This is a genomic window from Sphingobacterium daejeonense (assembly GCF_901472535.1).
Taxonomy (GTDB): Bacteria; Bacteroidota; Bacteroidia; order Sphingobacteriales; family Sphingobacteriaceae; genus Sphingobacterium; species Sphingobacterium daejeonense.
Map to the genome: position 1 here is coordinate 1,139,797 of NZ_LR590470.1, position 19,930 is coordinate 1,159,726.

Below are 19,930 nucleotides of genomic sequence, written 5' to 3' on the forward strand. Positions count from 1 at the left end.
ATGAAAAATAGGAACAGATTTTTAGAAAAAAGAAGTGCATTGATAAGCATGGTTTTATGCTTGTTGTTTCTATTCAGCTCCTGTCAAAAGGGGGAAGAAATAGATGTCCTTGTTTCAAAATCTGTTCTGGTTTATATGTCGGCGAACAACAATTTGGCTGCAGAGGCGATGGACAACATCAACCAGATGGAGTCCGGCTTCGGCGACTTCGATGGCAAGCTGATCGTTTATGCACGGGTCTTCGGTCAGGCGCCCAAGATCTACGAGATCGTGCATGACCAGAGCCCTCGGATCGTCAGCAAGGTGCTGAAGAGCTATCCGGATCACAACGCCTCGGATCCCGAGGTCATGAAAATGGTTTTCCGTGACATGCAGGAGCTATCTAGGTCGGAGAGGTATGGCGCGATCCTGTGGTCGCATGCCACGAACTGGCACCCGGGCACTGAAAAGAAGATGGCCAAGCTGAAGTCCTTCGGTGAAGACGGCGGGAAGACCATGGACATCAAGGACCTGAAGCGGGTCTTGCCCCGGAACCTGGACTACCTGATATTCGATGCCTGCTCGATGGGCTCGGTTGAGGTGCTTTACGAGCTGCGGGACATCGTCCCGCTTGTCCTGGCATCGCCGACCGAGGTGATCAGCGTGGGCATGCCCTACGACCGTATCGTGGAGTTCCTGTTGATGCGGGACAGCCGCGAGGGGCTGAAACGGGCAGCCCAGCTGTACTACGAGTTCTACAGCAGGCAGCAGGGCCAGATGCAGTCGGCAACATTCTCGCTGGTCGACATGGGAGAGATGGGCAACCTGGCCAAAGCCATGCGGGAGGTCATCGAAAAGCATCCGGGAACCGTGGTGCACAGGGAGAGCGTACAGCGCCTGGACCTGGATGTGAATGCAGTGAACACAGTACCTGCATTCGACCTCCTGGATTTCTGTGCGAAGAACTATCCCAAACAGGACTATGAGATGGTCAGGCAGCAGGTGAACAGGACAGTGCTCTACAAGGTGAACACCAGCCATTTCCTGGGAACACCGATCAATGCTTTCTCGGGACTGTCCTGCTATATACCCTCAAGATCTGAATCTCGATTTTTCAAGTATTATCAATCCTTTAACTGGAGCAGGGTGTCGTCCTACTTCAGATTGTTCCAAGCTTATTCATAATTTTTTATAATTACTATTTTCGTTTGAAAGGGGTCATTTTGGAATGGCTCCTTTTTTTTGGAAACAAAAAAAGCCAGGTCCTATCAACCTGGCTTTTACAATTATGTTCAATGTTTTATTTATCATCCTCAGGGTCACTCTCTCCAAATAATCCCAACTGACCATTATTGTCAATCTGGATATCATCTGGATTGGTGATTTCAAAAGGAATATCATCGACTGGTTTTGATTCAGGCTCTTTTTTGTCTTGAGCCTTTGGTTTTTCTGCCTTAACCTCAGGTTTTGCAGATTCTTTCTCAGATGGACCAGCATCTGGCGTTTCTGTAGTTTCCGGAAGGTCATTTTCGACAGATGAACTAGATTCAGCTGACACTGGAGTATCTGCCAAAGGAGTAGTTGATAAGTCTTTCTCCTCAGATAGAAGTTTGATCTTCTGGACGGTGTGGAAAGACAATCTATTTCCTTGAGCTTTCATCCCTTTCACATCTACGATTTCAGTAAGTTCTTGTTCAAGATGTTCGTGAGTTTGAGACTTCCCTTTCAAGATGTCCAATGAAACTACTGGAGCGTCATTATTGGTCAGCAATATCAATTTACTGTCATCACCTATAAATCGAACGCGTTTGCCTACGGGGTTATCGTCGAAATTGAAGCGTTTAACATAATAAGTACCTGTCTTCGCATCCTGGTGAATGGCTGTATACACTTGTTCAGGAGTATATTTTTCCATCCGAATCATCTTTTCATCAAAGTGATTGTTCAGGTCAAAATTCGAAAGCTCATAAGAGCCATCTTTCATCACGATCAAGATTTTGTCATCGCCATCGAATTCACCCAGGAATTTACCTCTATTATCAGCGTTCAAACGTTTTAAGGTCTCATCATACCAGATTTTTCTTCCCGCTAGGGTTGAAACGCCAGCACTTTTGAAAGAAACTTTTTTCACAGGATACTTGCTGACGATATTTCCTTGCGAAGCACGGCCTTTGATTGCAATTTCCGCAAAGTCCATATCAAAATTCAGCTTACGTAATTTAGAGTGTGGCTTAAGCTGGATATTCACAACTTCAGCTTCTCCGTTTGGATTCGCAGTGAAGTAAAGGAATTTAGAACCTTTGCTGCCTTTTCCAATGTCATAATCCTTGTCTCGTGTCACACCTGTTACAGAGAAACGCTTGATATAACTTGTGCCGGTTGAACCGTCTTTATAGATGGCATTGTAAACTGTTCGGTCATCGCCTTTCTTGAAGACAGCAACATGGATAATATCCTTGCCAACAAATATTTTGTCCTGGATTTTAACCACGGAGTACTTACCATCACCACGGAATACAATGATATCATCAATATCAGAACAGTCACCAACCAACTCATCTTTACGCATATTTGTTCCGATGAATCCCTCTTCCCGGTTTACATATAATTTGGCATTTGCCAAGGCTACTTGAGTTGCTTCAACCTTATCGAATACGCGAAGTTCGGTTTTGCGTTCTCTGCCCTTGCTGTATTTGCCACGGATATATTCAAACCATTTGATGGTATATTCAGTCAGGTTCCTTAAGTTCTTTTTAACCTCCTTGATTTCATCCTCTAGGGCCTTCATCTGTTCGTCAGCCTTTTTCACGTCAAAGCGAGTGATGCTACTCATTGGCTTGTCGATCAATCTCTTGTAATCTTCAGGAGTGATCGGACGATAGAATTGGTCAAAGAATGGGGAGAACAACTGATTCAATACTTCAACTACGGTCTCAAAGTCGCCTGCGTTTTCATAATCAGGATGTTTATACATCCCCTCTTGAATAAAGATTTTCAGTAAGGAACTGAAGAATATCTTTTCAAGAAGTTCGTGCAACCTGATTTCGAGTTCTTGCTTTAGTAAGCTTTTGGTTTGTTTTGTGTTTTCGATCAAGATGTCATTCACGCTCATAAAATGAGGCTTATTGTTCTTGATGACACATGTATTTGGCGAAATGGAAGTTTCACAGCCTGTAAATGCATAGGAGTGCATCGATGGTTACGTCCGGGGAGATTCCTGGAGCAAGGTGTACCATGATTTCTACAAATTCAGCTGTGTTGTCTTCGATTTTCTTGATTTTGATTTTTCCTTTTTCATTGGCGGAGACAATACTGTCGATCAAGGATCCTGTGGTGGTTCCGAAAGGAATTTCAGTGATCGCCAATGTTTTTTTGTCGCGTTCTTCGATTTTTGCGCGGACACGGATTTTACCACCACGCTGGCCTTCATTGTATGCAGTCACATCGGCCATACCGCCAGTAGGGAAGTCCGGATAGATTGCCGGTCTTTCGCCTTTCAGTACTTGGATAGACCCATCGATCAATTCAATGAAATTGTGGGGCATAATTTTGGTAGCCAAACCTACAGCGATACCCTCTGCACCTTGAGCCAATAGCAATGGGAATTTTACCGGCAGGGTGATAGGCTCTTTATTACGACCATCATAACTCAGTTGCCAATCCGTAGTGTCAGGATTGAAGACCACTTCATTGGCAAACTTGGACAATCGTCCTTCTATATAACGAGGAGCAGCCGCAGAGTCCCCAGTAATTGGATCCCCCCAGTTACCCTGACAGTCAATCAATAAGTCTTTTTGACCAATCTGAACCATGGCATCGCCAATCGAAGCATCCCCGTGTGGGTGATACTTCATGGTATTTCCAATCACATTCGCAGCCTTGTTAAAGCGGCCATCATCCATCTCCTTTAAAGAGTGGAGGATGCGTCGCTGCACCGGCTTGAAACCATCATTGATATGTGGTACAGCACGGTCCAAGATAACATAGGAAGCATAATCTAAAAACCAATTCTCATATAGCCCCGATAAGGGGATGGTATTGCTTTGTTGGTCTTGATTTGGATTTGAGTCGTTATTTTCTTCTATATCGTTGATTTCGTCACTCATGTACTTTTCCGTAAGTTTTTGATGGGTTTGCAGACTTGATTTCTGCAAACCTCGTAAAAATACGAAATTCATTTTATTTGTCTTATTTTTAGGATTATTCTACTTTTAACAAATTCCTATATCATGAAGAGATTACTTTTCTTATTTGTTCTCAGCTTTTCCGTAAGCCTATTGTTCGCGCAAAATGGCAATTATGAGCTGAAAGAAAATATTTCATACGCAGCATCAAATGCCGATGCCTATAGCAAGGAGCGCTGTCAAATTGATGTGTATTACCCAAAGGATAAAAAGGATTTTGTAACTGTGGTTTGGTTTCATGGCGGCGGATTGACGGGGGGTGAAAAAGAGATTCCGGCTTATTTAAAAGACAAGGGTATTGCTGTGGTTGGAGTAGGGTACCGTTTGTCTCCGAAAGCCAAGGTCGAGGACATTATCAAAGATGCTGCAAAGGCAGTCAGCTGGACTTTCAATCATATCGGAGAATTTGGTGGCAGCAACCAAAAAATCGTTCTTTCGGGCCATTCTGCCGGAGGGTATTTAAACCTAATGTTAGCTCTCAACCCGAGATACCTCAAGGAGGAGGGAATTGATGCTGATAAACTGTTTTGGAGTTGTGCCTTTCAGCGCACAATGCATCAGCCATTTTACTGCTCGTGCTGAAAAAGGAATTGATATCAATCAGCCTGTCGTGGATGAATTTGCACCTTTATATTGGGTACGCAAGAATCAAGTTCCCATTACCTTGATTACAGGCGATCGTGAGTTGGAAATGGTGGGACGATATGAAGAAAATGCATACTTGGCTAGGATGTTGAAAATTGTGGGACACTCCCAGACAAAATTGCTCGAATTGGATGGATATGATCATGGAATGACCTATCCTGCATTCCCGATCCTGATTAGGGAAATCGAACGCTGGAATAAATAAAATAAAACTTGTTTTACTAAAAATTTTAGTAATTTTGAATAATTGCATATTCGGAATTACTATGGATTTGTTTGATAATAAGCGGTTTGTTGCTCATTTGGACTTGGATACGTTTTTTGTAAGCGTAGAACGTCTCAAGAACAGTAAGTTCATTGGCAAGCCTTTGATTGTCGGGGGGATGAGCGATCGGGCAGTGGTTTCGGCATGCAGCTATGAGACTCGGAAGTTTGGCGTCCACAGTGCGATGCCCATGAAATTGGCGATGAGGCTTTGTCCGCATGCCATTGTCGTCCGTGGAGACATGGATAGCTACAGTTATTATTCAAGAGTGGTAACGGATGTAGTACGAGAGACCGTCCCGGTAATGGAAAAGGCCAGTGTAGATGAGTTTTATGTAGACCTCACCGGGGTCGATCGTTTCTTTGGCTGTAGCCAGTTTATGGTCGAGCTGAAGAATAGGATCAAAAAAGAAAGCGGGCTGCCCATCAGCTATGCGTTGGCATCTAATAAATTGATCAGCAAAGTAGCCACAGATGATGCCAAACCCGATGGACGCAAGGAAATCTTGCATGGACTGGAGAAGGATTATCTAGCCCCATTAAAGATACAAAGGATGCCCGGAATAGGGGAAAAGACCAGTGTGCTCTTGCTGCAGATGGGTGTAAGTACAATCAAGATATTAAGTGAGATTCCGGTGCCTATGATGCATAATCTCCTCGGGAAAAATGGAATTGACCTTTCCCGGAAAGCCAATGGAATCGATCCTTCACCCATTATCCCATATTCAGAGCAAAAGAGCATAGGGACTGAAGAAACCTTTATGCAAGACACGATCGACATGCAGTTCTTGAACAGCGAACTGATCCGCATGACCGAGCGCTTGACCTTTCAATTGCGAAAGCAAGAGCGATTGACCGGTTGTGTGACCGTGAAACTCAGGTATGCCAATTTCGATACGGTGAGCAAGCAGATGGTTATTTCGTATACCGCATCTGATACCGTTCTGTTAAAGAAAGTAAAGGAGCTTTTCGCCAAATTATATGATAAACGGATGCTGGTACGCCTGATTGGGGTGCGATTCAGTCATCTGGTTCAAGGTTCCCAACAGATCAACCTCTTTGAAGATACGGAAGAAGCAGTAAGGTTGTATCAAGCTATGGATGCCATGCGAGCTCGTTATGGTGATGAAGCAATCAAAAGAGCTATATCTGTCAAGGAAAGAGAAAAAAGAGAGCGAAGCCCTCATTTTTAAATCTCTTTGCTGTGTACCAATTTTAAGGATGACTTGGGGTAAGCCAATTTCTTGAAAGTTTTGAAATATTCTTGACCCATGATTTCCCAACCATAGTTTTCTCTACTGAATATTTGATATAATTTTGCGTCTTTCTGATACTCAGCCGAAAAATCCATGATCTCTTCCAACCGATTGATCCAAGCCTCACGATCGCCAGATTGAAGCAGAATGCCATTCTTTTTGTCCTGAACAGCATCTGTAATGCCTTCAATGGCAGCCGCAACAACCAACGTCCCTGAAATAGAGGCCTCCAGGCAAACCAGACCAAAACCCTCCATATCTCCGCTTACTCGAATATTGGGCATCAAAAATGCCAAAGAATGAGCCAATAAAGACTGTAGATGAGAAAACGGAATTTTCCCTAAATGCTGTACTTTTTTACGGATATGATTCTCTTTCAAAAGATGCCTGATCTCTCTTTCATCAGAGGGATAACCCAAAAATAAAGTAATTAGATGATAAATTTTAGGAGGAAAAACGCGAAGGAGTTTCTCTGTGAAACCAGCTTTTTTGTTGAATGGACCAATCATCAGCAATTGAAAGTCATCGGGCATATGAGGAACTACTTCCTTCAGCAACCAGGAAAATCCCTTTCTTTTTACAGGTCGGCCCAAAGTCACGAAATACTTCTTCTTGACGTTCAATTGAGGATAGTAAGCCAACAATTGTTCTAATGGTATGATTTCGGAACTAGCGAGATGGCGATTCACCCCATTTTTTAATGACTGTCACTTTTTCTTTAGCAATACCACGTTCTATTGCAGCGGCAGCGGTTGCTCGGCTAACGGCAATGATATGATCGTATTTGTTGAAACGAGGAAGGATTTGTTTCTGGAAATAAACCAAAGGAAAGACCACGTCCAAACCATGGATGGTTACTACGCGTTTTATATGCTCATAACCCGAATGAAATAAGGCTAAAGATGCAATCAGACCATCATTGAAATGTATCAATTGAATACCGGGATGTAACTCCAGCATATTTTTGATATTGGAATTGAGGTTCCAAAAGAATTTCAAAAGACTTCCTTCGCCCTTTTGGTATACCAATTTATGTACAATTGCATGCCTTGAAATAGCATGAATGAGTTCATAGCTTTGTTTTTCCATCCCTCCGGTCGAAGGTGGATATTTATGGCTAACAAATAATATTTCCATTCTGTAAAGTAGATGCTTGTTTGCTGTCTTTTTTTAAAAAGGGATAAAGGATGAAACCTATGGCGATCCAAAATAATTGTCTGGCTCGGCGAAGAATAGATGCTGAAACCCAAACGCTCCCAGCAGAAATTCCAACTATACTCAACATCATTTTGTTCCCAAGCTCCTCAATCCCCAATTGACCCGGAACAAATGCACCTGCACTCTTGAAAACAATAACTCCCATGTCCAACAGTAGGCCATGCATAGGAACCACAGAATAACCTAAGAAAAGAAGAATAAAGTAAAACTCTAAACTGCCAATAACCCAATGGACCGTAGCTAATAGATAGGAATACCAAAAGAATCGGGGATTATACCGATAAGATTTTCGAATATTGAAAGACAAATCCTTGATCTTATAAACCAACTTCCTTAACAAACCATTGGAATTTTCTTTCAAAATTGGCTTGGACATAGATTTACTGAAGATCAACCAATAAAAGAAAACAAGATTGAGAAGAATCAATAAAGCAATGAAAATATAGAATACGATTCCAATGCTCTTTAAAGCTGTTTGACCAATCTCCATTTTGCTCAACCATAAACAAGCGATTAAAAGCAATAAGATTTGTGACAGGACAACTGTAATCCTAGAAGTAGCAACTGAGCTCAATGCAACTTCACTGCTAATACCATAAGGTTTCAGCATTTCAGCCTTTAATAGATCGCCCCCAACAATACTGGTCGGGTTGTATTGACCAACGGTTTCACCAACTTGCCTAACAGCAAAGAGTTTTAGAATACTGATTTTTTTACGATTCTCTCCCAAGCAAATATGCCATGACCAAGTCCCAAAAAAATAAGCGATGAATGTTATTCCAAGCAAATAAATAAACCGAAACCCAATGGCCCGTAATTCCTCCTTGGTAGCTGAGAAATCTGTGTTCAAGATAAATATGCCTATGAAGACAAGAATGACAACAATCAACACCAACTTAATGGCCTTTTTTGTTGAATTTTAGTTGCTGGCCCATGCCAATGAATTTATGGGTGATGCCGCCAATTCTTCGATATCATCAAAATAAGTTTCAGCCAACTTTGCCCAGTCTAATTTCCTGACATATGCCAACCCAGCTTCTCTAAAATCTTCTCTAATGTTGGCGTCACTAAGAATTTTATGGATGAAATAAACGTATTCCAACGCATTATTGGGCACACATTTATAACCTGTTCGACCATGGTCTACTAAACTGGCACTACCACCGCCATTTGCAATGACACATGGAAGTCCCGACGCCATGGCCTCAATGACAACATTGCCATAGGTTTCAGAAGTAGAAGTGAAAACGAACACATCCGATGAAGCATACAGCTTGGATAATTCCTCATGATCCAATTTTCCCAGAAAAAATGCAGTCGGCATAAGTTCTTGTGCCTCCTGTTTGGCAGAACCATCACCAGCGATTATCAAATTGTATTCTATTTTTGATTTTTTGAGCTGATTATAGATATCAATCAATGTCTGTACATTCTTTTCCCAGACCAAGCGACTCGCAAATAAAATATTGGGTTTGTCGTTCTTGGTGATTTCACGGATATAATGGGAATCTGCTTTCTCAGGATTGAAAAGACTTAAATCGATACCTCGTTGCCATAATGTCAATCGTTCGGAGTCAATCCCTATTTCTTTGAGCTCATCCATGATGTTATGCGCAGGTACATAAACCTTTTGACAGCTGTTGTAAAAGCGGACCATCGCTTTACGCATCCAATATTCTGCAGGTTTGATAAGAGAGGATAAATTCCTAAGATAATAAGCGATATAAGAGATAAAGTGGGTATGGTAAATACTGATGATCGGTATGTTTTTTCTGCGGGCATATTTTAAGGCAAAGAAGCCTAACAATGAAGGTGTTGCGATATGGATCACGTCTGGTTCAAAATTATCAAGGGCTTCCTCGAGCTTCCATCTCGACAACTGCGGAACAGCAAATGAATAATCATCATTGATCGGAATCCTAAATGTAGGAACTTGGTAAGATTGGTGAAGATGAAAATTGTCTGGCCCTTTACCATATATAAATAGGTAAGAGAAAGCTGTGTGATCGATACGGTTTATTATTTGGAACATGGTCCGGGAGGCTCCATCGAAATCTTCAATAAGGATCTCCGAAAAAAATGCAACTTTCTTCATGTAGAATGCAAATTGTCTATCCGATAAAAATAATGTACCAATGTTTCCTTAGTGATAAGCTCATGTTAAGGTATTATGAATGAACTGTTTAGAATGAGTAAAGTGTTAATGATAAGGAAATAACAAATCAACAAACCTTTAATATTGAATTAAGGTTGTGTTTAACCCTTTCCGATACTTTTGTTATAGGATCAATGATTGATATCTATGCTAATCAACCTTCCTTATCCTCAGAAAAGTAAAGCTTGGCATTTCAGGTTTTTAATGTTGTTGTCAGTTTTTTTCTCCTTAATATTTCTTTTCAGTTACAAAAAAAGCAACGGGTCAAAAGCAAACTTATTTGTTGAACACCCAGCTTTGGAAGACCGTTCTTCTGGCGAACTCTCTTTACTGACCTATAATATTGCAGGCCTTCCAGCCATTATTTCTTCAGCAGAAACCCCACGAGCATCTAGCATTCGTGAAATCGGTGAAAGAATCAATAGATTTGATATCGTCAATGTCCAAGAAGACTTCAATTACAACGCAGAACTCTACTCGTTCAATCTTCATCCATACAGGACTCAGACAATGGGTACAGTCCCATTTGGTGATGGACTGAGTACCCTTTCTAAATTTCCGATCATGGAATCTCAACGGATTGCTTGGTCAGATTGCAGTGGTAGCGATTGTTTTACACCTAAAGGATTCAGTTATACAAGAATCCAAATCGCTAAAGATGTATTCCTTGATGTTTATAATATCCATGCTACAGCCCAGGACAATAAAAACGCGGTGGCAGCAAGAAAGAAAAATTTAAAACAGTTAGCTGCTTTTATACATGAAAACTCAGAATGTCAACCCTTATTGATTATGGGCGACTTCAATGCCCATTATGCTTTTGTAGAAGATAATGTCCGCGATTTTCAGAAAGAAATCCATGTGTTCGATAGCTGGACATTATTGCGAAACAAAGGATTAGTGCCCGAACATCAAGAAGATTTTGTAGCAAGTCATGCACTAAATGTGACCGATGACTGTGAAAGTATCGACAAAATATACTTTAGAAATAGTGACCAAATCATATTCACTCCAAAAAATTACCAAGTGCAACATGACCTGTTTTCAACAGATTCTGGACAGCCATTATCGGACCATTGTGCCATATCGTTAAATTTGGAATGGGAATTGACCAATTCATCCCAAGATACAAGTGTAGTAAAAGATGAATTATTGCTGAAATGAACATATACGCAATAGATTAATGAAAAATTAACGTAGAGTTCCAAATTAGATAATTTGAAGACTATACTTTTATTTCATATAAGTTAATAGATGACCATACTTTTTATACTAGCGGGAGTAATCATAGTTTTACTGTTCTTGTTCAAGAATCTAAAAGGAAAGCTTATTTCAGTAGCCATCCCGCAAGAAGACAGCTCTTCAGAGCATTTTCTCCAAGGCAAGATATCCTTGCTTACCTACAACATTGCTGGTTTACCGCAAGGAATATCAGCAGCAAAACTACCCCGAAAACTCAGTATTGCCGAAATAGGTGAAAAAATCGAACCCTTTGACATTGTCAATGTTCAGGAAGATTTCAATTACAATACCGCATTTTATTCTAAAAACCTGCATCCCTATCGTACCGAGACAAAAGGCAAGATCCCGGTAGGTGATGGCTTGAACACTTTATCTAAATATCCAATTATTGAATATAGAAGAATCCCTTGGAGACATTGCAGTGGACCAGATTGCTGGACGGTGAAAGGATTTACGTTCGCCCAAATTCAACTGGCACATCAGGTAACCATAGATGTCTATAATATCCATGCTAATTCCAGTGATGTAGCACGTGCAGCAAGAGCAAGAAGGGAAAATTTCCGACAACTCGCAAATTATATCAATGAACATTCTGTAGACAGACCTATTATTGTAATGGGAGATTTCAACGCCCATTATGCCTATAAAAGAGATAATCTCCATGAATTCTTATTGACTACCGGCCTTTCGGATGGCTGGGTACAATATCTTAGAAAAGGAGTTTTCCCTGAAGTTATCCCAAAATTTATAGCCCAACATATGTTGAGCTTAAATAATGAAACCGAAAGTCTCGACAAGATATTCTTCCGGAGCAGTAAAAACCTCAAATTCCAACCAGCAGATTATCAGGTGGAAATACAGCATTTCACCAACGATGAAGACCAGGCATTGTCAGACCACCTGGCTGTATCAATGAAGCTTGACTGGACTTGGGAAGATTAAATTAATTCCTCGATTAACCACAACATGTATATAATAGTAATAAGCTGAGAATTAAACACTCAGCTTTTTTTATCGGAAATTTTACTAAAAATTTTAGTAAAATATTCTAAAAATTCCTAATCTTGCAAATATGTTTTTGAATTGCAAGACCTGGTTCAGTTTCCATTATGGAACATTTCCTACTAAGGAATTGGTGGAACGTGCTCAATTATTAGGACTGAAATCCATGGCTTTGACCAATATCAACAGCACAGCTGATTGCTGGGATTTTGTGCTGAAGTGCCAGGAAGCAAACATAAAACCCATTTTAGGCGTCGAAATACGCAATGAAAATGAACTTTGCTATATCCTTCTCGCAAAAAACAACGCCGGTCTATTGGCAATACAAAGCTTCCTGTCTTTTTATAAACAGCGAAAATTAAACTTCCCCAAAAAACCGCCATTTGAATCAGAGGATATATGGGTGATCTATACCTATGAAAATCATCCCGAAATTCAGCAGTTGGGAAATCAAGAACTCATTGGATTGAGAAGGGAAGACCTCACCAAACTCAGTTGGCAAGAACATATCCATGCAGACTGTTGGGTAATATTGCACCCTGTCACTTATCAGGACAAAACAGCCTACGATCTACACCGTATTTTGCGCGCAATTGCAAAAAATACCCTCTTGTCAAAACTGACCAAGCAAGATTTTGCAAAACCGAATGAAACATTGGTAGATGAAGAAACATTAGTATCTGCATTTGCCAGATTTCCAGGAGTCATCAGTAAAACTATGCAGGTCGTGAAAAGTTGTTCCATTGAAATGGAATTCCACGTCGATAAGAATAAGAAATATTTCACAGCTTCCATGGAAGGAGACCATGAGCTCCTGAGGAAACTTGCAATAGAAGGCTGTAAAATCCGGTACGGAGCCAAAAATAAAAAAGCCATGGAACGCGTGGAGAAAGAACTGACAATTATCAAGCAGTCCGAATTCAATTCTTATTTCTTGATCGTCTGGGATATGCTTCGATATGCCAATGAGCAGGGCTTTTATCATGTGGGGCGAGGGAGTGGAGCAAACTCCGTAGTGGCTTATTGCCTCCGGATCACCGATGTGGACCCCATGAAACTCGACCTTTATTTTGAAAGGTTTCTAAACCCTAATCGAACATCTCCACCCGATTTTGATATCGACTTCAGTTGGAAAGACCGTGATTCTATTTTTGAATATCTATTCATGAGGTATGGTCGACAGAATGTCTCGCTTTTAGGGATGTATACCACCTTTCAGCGCCGGGCGATCGTGAGGGAATTGGGAAAGGTATTTGGTCTGCCAAAAGAGGAAATTGACGAGCTTGTGCACAAAAGAGAATGGTCCGCAGAAGATAAAATCCAACGCTGGATTCAAAAATACGGAGCGATGCTGGTTGATTTCCCCAGCAATGTCAGTGTTCATGCCGCAGGGGTGCTCATCAGTGAAAAACCATTGAATCAATACGGTGTGCTGGAACTGCCACCAAAAGGATTCTTGACCCTGCACATGGATATGTTTGAAGCCGATCGAATCGGGCTCTTCAAATTCGATATCCTCAGCCAACGGGGTCTGGGACATATCAAAGATGCCCTAGAGCTAGTTCTCAAGAATAAAGGCAAGCATATCGATATCCATCAAGTCGATCGTTTCCTGGAAGATCCAAAATTGGCTCAAATGATCCAAAAAGCCGATACTATCGGTTGCTTTTATATTGAGAGTCCTGCAATGCGACAGCTTTTGGGAAAACTAAAATGTTCCGATTATATCACTTTGGTAGCCGCAAGTTCAATTATTAGACCTGGTGTAGCTCAATCAGGAATGATGAAGCAATATATCGAACGATACCATGACCGCGACAAGATCGAATATCTCCACCCAAAGATGAAGGAACTCTTGGAAGAAACATTCGGAGTAATGGTCTATCAGGAAGATGTAATCAAAGTCGCACACCATTTTGGCGGTATTTCTCTAGAGGAAGCAGACATCCTGAGAAGAGCAATGAGTGGTAAATACCGATCAGAGAATAAATTTGAACTGATGCGGGAAAAATTCTTTGCAAACTGTAAGTTAAAAGGATATGAAGATTCTGTAACAGCAGAAGTCTGGAGACAAATGGAAAGCTTTGGAGGGTATTCTTTTGCAAAAGGTCACTCCGCTTCATTTGCCGTAGAAAGTTATCAAAGTCTCTATCTAAAAACGTATTTCCCCTGTGAATTCTACGTCGCAGTAATCAATAATTTTGGAGGCTTCTATCGGACCGAGTTTTATTTTCATGAACTAAGAAGAAATGGAGGTATAATCGAGCTACCCTGCATGAACAACAGTGATTATTTGACCAATATAAATGGTTTACAAGTTTATGTCGGCTTGATTCACCTGCAAGGATTGGAACAGGAATTTGCCCATCAAATCGTGGAGGAAAGACAAAAAAATGGACCCTATAAAAATCTGAACGATATCTTGCAACGCCTCCATCCAGCTCCTGAACAATTGAATATTCTCATCCGTATCGGTGCATTGAGGTTTACAGGGCTCGACAAAAAGACACTGCTCTGGGAAGCAAACTTCAGAAACAAACGAACAGAAAAAGACGATCCTATAACACTCTTTGAAACCGAAGAAGTGAAGTTCTCATTGCCAGAGTTCGAGAAGAATAGGATGGAAGACCTGAGGGATGAACTTGATCTCCTAGGGTTTGTGGTCGGCGACTTCTATGAACTCCTCAACAAAGAACATCTCAACGGAAGTATCTTGGTGAAACAGTTGCCCAATCTTTTAGGCCAACAGATTAAGGTAATCGGCAGAATGGTAACCCTCAAAGAAACACGAACCATAAAAAATGAACGCATGTGCTTCGGAACATTTCTGGATGTCGAAGGGGAATGGCTCGATACCGTGCATTTCCCGCCAGTACTCAGACAGTACCCTTTCCAAGGAAGTGGATTCTATGAACTCCACGGAAGGGTAATGGAAGAATTCGGAGTGTACAGTGTAGAAGTAACAGCAATGAGAAAATTGGGATATAATTTATAAAAGGTTGTCCTTAGACAACCTTATCAATTACTTTTCATCTTCATCTTTCTTCTTGAATTCATCCTGTGGTAAATCCTCATAAGGCAACTCTTCAGACTCATTGATTTCCTTATAAGTCACATCTGTTTTGGGCTCTTCACCAGGATTATCAACATGAACGTTCACATCAACCTCAACTTTTTTCTTGTTCTTAGGAGTCCTTACAATACCCCATTTCATCAATAGTTCCTGTGTGGAATTCCGTTTGAGATGGAGCTTCTCAGGTTCGCCAATCAGAAACCCGAAGGCTTCCATATTTGGATTTGAATCAAAAATAACTTTTAAGGTAGCGATAAATGGAAGTGCAATAATCAAACCGGCAAGACCAAACAACATACCGCCCAATAAGATGCCGATAATAGCCATCAAGGGGTTGATGCTGACTTTCGAACCAACAATATTTGGCGTAATAATATTTCCTTCCAAAAATTGAACCACCTGAAACCAAGCCACAACTCCCAAAGCATATAGCGCGCTGTCTTTTGTAGCAAGTGCAAATAAAGCTGGCAAAATAGAACCAATCGCAATACCGATATAAGGCAACAACATTAATAATGAAGCCAGCGATCCAAAGAAACCAGGCGTAGTCAATTCCCATCGCCATCAGACCTACAGTATTTAATACGGCCACGATACCCATAACGGTAATCAAACCAACCAAATAACTCTGTACAACATCGTATATCTTGTTCAATACCTCATTAACTTTGCTCTGTGGTGAGGATTTAAACGCTTTAAAGAAAAATTCACGGAAAAAATCACGGTAATACAGTAAAAAGAAACTTAGCAAAGGAACTAAAATGGCACTCGCCAAAATATTTCCGATAGAAGCCAAATGTTGAAGAAAGCATTCCGCCGGCATTGCCCATTGCTTTTTCTCCTTGCTCTCGCAATTTCTCCATAACCTCGGTCCGCTCAATACCAAACTGGGTTTCCAACCATTTCTGTCCACCCTCAAAAACCGATAATACCTTATCCGTAATGGCTGAAGCATCTTTCCCGATCAAGATACTTTCATAAACTATAAACCACGACAAACCTGCAATGACAGCAATAGCAACGATTACCGCTAGAATCGCCGAAAATGCCTTCCCCAAACGTAAACCGTTCAAATAATCTAGCTAATGGATATAATGAAATCGAAATTAATATCGAGAAAATTAAAGGCAACAATACACCTTGAGTGACATACATAAGTCCAAGGATTAGGACCGTAGCCAATAGTGTAGAGGCTAACTCAAAGGAGTAGGGTCTTTTGGTCTGATTTTTTTCCATATGATTGCTATAACAGGTTTTTATTTTTTTTGTTTTTAGAATTCCAATATATCACATAAATAAATGCCAAAAATATCACTAAGGCATTTCCATAAAAGATATAAGGAATTCTCAATATTTCGTCGTGATAAATATACCCCGCAAATAATGCGCCACCACCGATACCAGCTTCAAGAGCAATATACATGGTTGCCATCGCTTTGCCTCGATATTGTGGCAAAGAAAGGTCAATGGTCCATGCGTTCACGGCAGGAGAAAAGATACCTGTACCTATCCCGTACAAACATGCTCCAATAACTAACTGAGCGATATTGTCCCCAAATCCAAGGTACATAATAGAGATCGCAATAACGACCAAGCCAACTTTCATCACTGAAATTCGACCATAACGATCCGCAACTTTCCCTGAAACAAACCGAATTCCTATCGAAGCAAGGGTATATGCCGTGAAAAATAAACCCTTATTGGCAATTCCCAAATGCTCACTCCAATCCGGAATCAACGTAAGAATAACACCATAAGCCGTATAAGACAATAAAGTCACGATAGCCGCGGGAATAACTCTGACCTCAATTATATCACGACGTGAAATCTTCAACATTTTTGGAGAAAAACGAGTCTTGTCTTTCAACGTTTCTTTCATGTTCATAACGATGATGATGGAAAGAAAAGCAAATGCTGATGAACTATAGAACATAGTGTTCAGATCATAAGCCTGCGCTATGTAGCTGCCAATCGCAGGACCAACAGCACCTCCAATGCTAAAACATAAGCCGTGCATACCCAATGCTTCACCCCAACGATTTGAAGGAATAATGTCTGCAATATAGGCCGAGGTGGCAGTAGGTTTAAATCCAGTCGAAAATCCATGGATCAACCTCAAAAGAAAGAATCCAGAAACACTGCTTAGAATAGGATATAGAAATCCACATAATACACAGACCGTGGAACCAATCGCCATAACTGGAACACGACCCCACTTATCTGTCAATCGACCACTAAATGGACGCGAAATACCGGCAGTCAGAGTAAACAATGCAATGATCAATCCCTTATGGGCTGCCCCGCCCAAGGAAGAAAGGTAATTCGGCAATTCTGGAATTATCATATTGAAACTCGCAGAAAACAAAAGTGAGCTCAAACAGAGCAATCCAAACTGAAGGGTATATAATGGTTGTTCTTCGTTCTCTATGTTATCCATTTTTCTTCTCCATATTTTGTCTAGTTAATTCTGAACAAAATATTGTTGTTGCAACAGCAACGTTCAGAGACTCGGCTTGACCAACCCTGGGTATGGTAACAGCCTTGTCAACTTGCGATATTAAACTCTTACGAATCCCATTCCCTTCATTGCCCATCATTATAAAACCTTCCTTGCCAAAATCAGTTTCATAAATCGACGAACCATCTAATAATGCACCATAAACAGGAAGCTGTTTCTTCTCGATAAATTCTTCTAGTTCGACATAATGTAACTTAATTCTCGATAACGAACCCATAGTCGCTTGTACAACTTTGGGATTGTAAGCATCAACAGTACCTATCGAGCAAATAATATTTTCTATCCCAAACCATTCTGCTGTTCTAATAATCGTACCCAAATTACCTGGGTCCTGAATATCATCTAAAATCAAACTATGCTTACCCTGAAAATCGTCAAAGTTAAGCTGCAGGCCTTGGGGAATTTCAACCAATGCCAACGCTCCCTGTGGAGTCTTTAAGCTACTTATTTTACTAAACTCATGCTCTGATACCTCCTCAAGTTTTATTATTTGAGGTATTTTGCCCAATTTTGCAATGCCTTCTACCGTCGCAAATATTTTATTTATCTTGTAGGCCGAATTGACAAATTCAAGGACTGATTTTATGCCCTCAACTACAAATAAACTGTGCTGCGTGCGAAACTTTTTATGCTGCAATGACGTAATTAAACTGATTTGAGCTTTTGACAACATGGTATTAATGACTATAAAAAGAAGTTTTTTATTTTTTGCAAGTATAACGTTTTTGTTGCTAATTGTTGCGTCTTGCCGTTCAGCGAAATATCTAGACGATCACCAATATCTAGTAACCGATGTAGATGTAAATGGTGTCGATCCTGAACTAAAAGAAGCAGCAGGATTATATATTGCCAATGAAATCCGCCCTAATTCACCATTATATCTAACTATTTACAACATCTTCAATACCAGAGACGGTAGATATAAAACCGAAAAAATTAAAAATGTTGGCGAAGCCCCTAGAATACTCGACTCAGCAGTTGTAGAACTATCTGCAAACCAAATAGAAAGATTTCTGCAAACAAAAGGATTCTTCAATGCAAAAGTCCAACCACAGATAGAGTTCAACAAGAAAAAAGCAAAAATCGACTTCAACGCCAATATGGGAAATCCATATATGGTGAGAAATATTGACAGAAGGGTAGAAGATCCTCAGGTAGATTCCATTTACCATGAAAAAGTAGTGCCAATCAGTGCTTTAAAATCCGGAAAAAGATACGATGCAGCTGATCTTTATTTAGAACGTGAAAGGCTATACACACAAATGCGAGAATCAGGTTATTATGATTATCTGAGACAGTATATGAGGACCGGAGTGGATACCATAGGATTGCAAAATCAAGCCGATTTACTTGTTCAGGTGTCAAATAGAGAGGATTCTACTAAACATAAGATTTATTATATTGACAGTGTGTATTTTACGGTAGAAGCCGCAGAACCAGAACTCAAAAAGAATTCACAAGGCCGTTATGATACCTTGACAAAAATCCATTACACTGATCAAACCGATAAATTTAAGTTGAGACCTTTGGCTAGATATGCATTTCTAAGGTCTGGACATAAATTTAACAGTAGAAACGAAGAACTAGCCTATGACAGGCTTTATGAAATGAACGGCTTTCGTTCAGTTAAAATAAATTACCAGACAAAGGACTCGAACAAATTAGATGTATTTTATAACGTAGTCCCCCGTTCGGCAATGAGTAACCAGATCGAAGGTGAATTTACTTTTAGTTCGGGAATGAGCGGTTTCAATGTCGGTAATACATTCTCTCATCGAAACGTATTTGGTGGGTCGGAGACTATTGAGGTAAAAATGAGGTATGGAGTGTTGTTTGACTCTAGGCTCCCAGGAAATTTAACTGATAAAATATTCAACAACGACTTTCAAGTCGGAGTAAATCTGTCATTCCCCCGTTTGTTAACACCATTTCGTGTTCGCAGTGTCGGGATATATGGACTCCCAAGGACAACATTCTCATCCAGCCTACAACTCTTTTTCCAAGATCAAACATACGCTAATAGATATTGGATAAATAGCTTAAATTATACCTGGTACGAAGCGGTTAATAAAATACATAGCTTAACTCCCGTTGTGATCGAATATAGACATGGACAGTTGAATGAACAATTCAAGCAGAGCCTGATAGACCAAGGATATGGTCTATACGTTCGAAGTAATGACAGAAAATATTTTGGACTTGGTGCCCAATATGCATATACGTATAATTCAACAAAGCTGACTAGCAAAGAAAATTTCAGTTATTTCAGAGGTGCGCTGGATGTCAGTGGGAATTTGTTGGGATTGTTGGGGAATGTGATGAAGTTCAAAACAAAATGCAGATGGAGAAAAGCTGATTTTCGGAGTACCGTACCTTCAATATGTCAAAGGTGAA

At 40.5% G+C, this 19,930-nt stretch carries 16 protein-coding genes and 2 pseudogenes; 8 read left to right on the forward strand and 10 right to left on the reverse strand.

Going from position 1 to position 19,930, the window contains the following annotated elements:
- On the forward strand, window positions 1-1,164 hold the full coding sequence (locus tag FGL31_RS05445) for a clostripain-related cysteine peptidase (protein WP_232046293.1): 1,164 nt from the start codon (window positions 1-3) through the stop codon (window positions 1,162-1,164).
- A gap of 115 nt (window positions 1,165-1,279) precedes the next feature.
- Here the strand turns inward: FGL31_RS05445 and FGL31_RS05450 are convergent.
- Window positions 1,280-4,085: pseudogene (locus tag FGL31_RS05450) on the reverse strand (DNA gyrase/topoisomerase IV subunit A).
- A gap of 123 nt (window positions 4,086-4,208) precedes the next feature.
- Here FGL31_RS05450 and FGL31_RS05455 point away from each other — a divergent pair.
- The 3 genes from FGL31_RS05455 to dinB all read left to right on the forward strand — a co-directional run bounded on the left by FGL31_RS05455 (window position 4,209) and on the right by dinB (window position 6,265).
- On the forward strand, window positions 4,209-4,745 hold the full coding sequence (locus FGL31_RS05455) for an alpha/beta hydrolase (protein ID WP_317130966.1): 537 nt from the start codon (window positions 4,209-4,211) through the stop codon (window positions 4,743-4,745).
- Window positions 4,699-5,013 carry a hypothetical protein gene (locus tag FGL31_RS28805; RefSeq protein ID WP_317130967.1) on the forward strand — a complete coding sequence of 105 codons (315 nt, stop codon included), beginning with the start codon at window positions 4,699-4,701 and terminating at the stop codon, window positions 5,011-5,013. The genes FGL31_RS05455 and FGL31_RS28805 overlap by 47 nt, the downstream gene beginning before the upstream one ends.
- 61 nt (window positions 5,014-5,074) lie before the next feature.
- Complete coding sequence (dinB, locus tag FGL31_RS05460) at window positions 5,075-6,265, forward strand: DNA polymerase IV (protein ID WP_138089976.1); 1,191 nt, start codon at window positions 5,075-5,077, stop codon at window positions 6,263-6,265.
- Here the strand turns inward: dinB and FGL31_RS24625 are convergent.
- The 4 genes from FGL31_RS24625 to FGL31_RS05475 are packed head-to-tail and all read right to left on the reverse strand — an operon-like array spanning window position 6,262 to window position 9,641.
- Window positions 6,262-7,017 carry a glycosyltransferase family 4 protein gene (locus FGL31_RS24625; protein WP_232046294.1) on the reverse strand — a complete coding sequence of 252 codons (756 nt, stop codon included), beginning with the start codon at window positions 7,015-7,017 and terminating at the stop codon, window positions 6,262-6,264. The two genes, dinB and FGL31_RS24625, sit on opposite strands and share 4 nt — an antisense overlap.
- A complete protein-coding gene (locus tag FGL31_RS24630) occupies window positions 6,998-7,465 on the reverse strand; it encodes a glycosyltransferase (protein ID WP_232046295.1) in 468 nt (155 codons plus the stop codon). Before FGL31_RS24630 ends, FGL31_RS24625 begins: the two co-directional genes overlap by 20 nt.
- Window positions 7,446-8,438 carry a lysylphosphatidylglycerol synthase transmembrane domain-containing protein gene (locus tag FGL31_RS05470; RefSeq protein ID WP_232047130.1) on the reverse strand — a complete coding sequence of 331 codons (993 nt, stop codon included), beginning with the start codon at window positions 8,436-8,438 and terminating at the stop codon, window positions 7,446-7,448. The genes FGL31_RS24630 and FGL31_RS05470 overlap by 20 nt, the downstream gene beginning before the upstream one ends.
- A 27-nt stretch (window positions 8,439-8,465) precedes the next feature.
- Window positions 8,466-9,641, reverse strand: coding sequence for a glycosyltransferase family 4 protein (locus FGL31_RS05475; RefSeq protein ID WP_138089978.1), 1,176 nt, complete (start codon window positions 9,639-9,641; stop codon window positions 8,466-8,468).
- A 207-nt stretch (window positions 9,642-9,848) separates the two neighbouring features.
- Between FGL31_RS05475 and FGL31_RS05480 the strand changes: the two genes are divergently transcribed.
- From FGL31_RS05480 to FGL31_RS05490, 3 genes are all read left to right on the forward strand, one after another.
- Entirely contained in the window at window positions 9,849-10,865 is a 1,017-nt protein-coding gene (locus tag FGL31_RS05480) for an endonuclease/exonuclease/phosphatase family protein (RefSeq protein WP_138089979.1), read from the forward strand.
- A 90-nt stretch (window positions 10,866-10,955) separates the two neighbouring features.
- Entirely contained in the window at window positions 10,956-11,885 is a 930-nt protein-coding gene (locus FGL31_RS05485) for an endonuclease/exonuclease/phosphatase family protein (protein ID WP_138089980.1), read from the forward strand.
- A gap of 130 nt (window positions 11,886-12,015) precedes the next feature.
- Complete coding sequence (locus tag FGL31_RS05490) at window positions 12,016-14,940, forward strand: DNA polymerase III subunit alpha (protein ID WP_099372423.1); 2,925 nt, start codon at window positions 12,016-12,018, stop codon at window positions 14,938-14,940.
- A 27-nt stretch (window positions 14,941-14,967) separates the two neighbouring features.
- Here FGL31_RS05490 and FGL31_RS24635 read toward each other — a convergent pair whose 3' ends face one another.
- The 5 genes and pseudogenes from FGL31_RS24635 to FGL31_RS05505 all read right to left on the reverse strand — a co-directional run bounded on the left by FGL31_RS24635 (window position 14,968) and on the right by FGL31_RS05505 (window position 18,209).
- Entirely contained in the window at window positions 14,968-15,570 is a 603-nt protein-coding gene (locus FGL31_RS24635; protein ID WP_232046296.1) for an AI-2E family transporter, read from the reverse strand.
- A 10-nt stretch (window positions 15,571-15,580) separates the two neighbouring features.
- Window positions 15,581-15,841 (reverse strand): annotated as a pseudogene (locus FGL31_RS24640) (AI-2E family transporter); the annotation flags it as partial.
- Entirely contained in the window at window positions 15,738-16,091 is a 354-nt protein-coding gene (locus tag FGL31_RS24645; protein WP_232046297.1) for a hypothetical protein, read from the reverse strand. The pseudogene FGL31_RS24640 and the gene FGL31_RS24645, both read right to left, overlap by 104 nt.
- 170 nt (window positions 16,092-16,261) lie before the next feature.
- Window positions 16,262-17,455 (reverse strand): MFS transporter, encoded by a 1,194-nt coding sequence (locus FGL31_RS05500; RefSeq protein WP_138089981.1) that lies wholly within the window; start codon window positions 17,453-17,455, stop codon window positions 16,262-16,264.
- Window positions 17,448-18,209 carry a TrmH family RNA methyltransferase gene (locus tag FGL31_RS05505; RefSeq protein WP_138089982.1) on the reverse strand — a complete coding sequence of 254 codons (762 nt, stop codon included), beginning with the start codon at window positions 18,207-18,209 and terminating at the stop codon, window positions 17,448-17,450. The genes FGL31_RS05500 and FGL31_RS05505 overlap by 8 nt, the downstream gene beginning before the upstream one ends.
- 55 nt (window positions 18,210-18,264) lie before the next feature.
- On the opposite strand from FGL31_RS05505, the gene FGL31_RS05510 reads away from it, so the two are divergent.
- Window positions 18,265-19,929 (forward strand): POTRA domain-containing protein, encoded by a 1,665-nt coding sequence (locus tag FGL31_RS05510; RefSeq protein WP_232046298.1) that lies wholly within the window; start codon window positions 18,265-18,267, stop codon window positions 19,927-19,929.
- Window position 19,930: the final 1 nt, after the last annotated feature.

Coding starts and splice junctions, on each gene's coding strand:
- FGL31_RS05445 (WP_232046293.1), top strand. CDS start 1: ATGAAAAATAGGAACAGATTTTTAGAAAAAAGAAGTGCATTGATAAGC.
- FGL31_RS05455 (WP_317130966.1), top strand. CDS start 4,209: ATGAAGAGATTACTTTTCTTATTTGTTCTCAGCTTTTCCGTAAGCCTA.
- dinB (WP_138089976.1), top strand. CDS start 5,075: ATGGATTTGTTTGATAATAAGCGGTTTGTTGCTCATTTGGACTTGGAT.
- FGL31_RS24630 (WP_232046295.1), bottom strand. CDS start 7,465: ATGGAAATATTATTTGTTAGCCATAAATATCCACCTTCGACCGGAGGG.
- FGL31_RS05475 (WP_138089978.1), bottom strand. CDS start 9,641: ATGAAGAAAGTTGCATTTTTTTCGGAGATCCTTATTGAAGATTTCGAT.
- FGL31_RS05480 (WP_138089979.1), top strand. CDS start 9,849: ATGCTAATCAACCTTCCTTATCCTCAGAAAAGTAAAGCTTGGCATTTC.
- FGL31_RS05485 (WP_138089980.1), top strand. CDS start 10,956: ATGACCATACTTTTTATACTAGCGGGAGTAATCATAGTTTTACTGTTC.
- FGL31_RS05490 (WP_099372423.1), top strand. CDS start 12,016: ATGTTTTTGAATTGCAAGACCTGGTTCAGTTTCCATTATGGAACATTT.
- FGL31_RS05500 (WP_138089981.1), bottom strand. CDS start 17,455: ATGGATAACATAGAGAACGAAGAACAACCATTATATACCCTTCAGTTT.
- FGL31_RS05505 (WP_138089982.1), bottom strand. CDS start 18,209: ATGTTGTCAAAAGCTCAAATCAGTTTAATTACGTCATTGCAGCATAAA.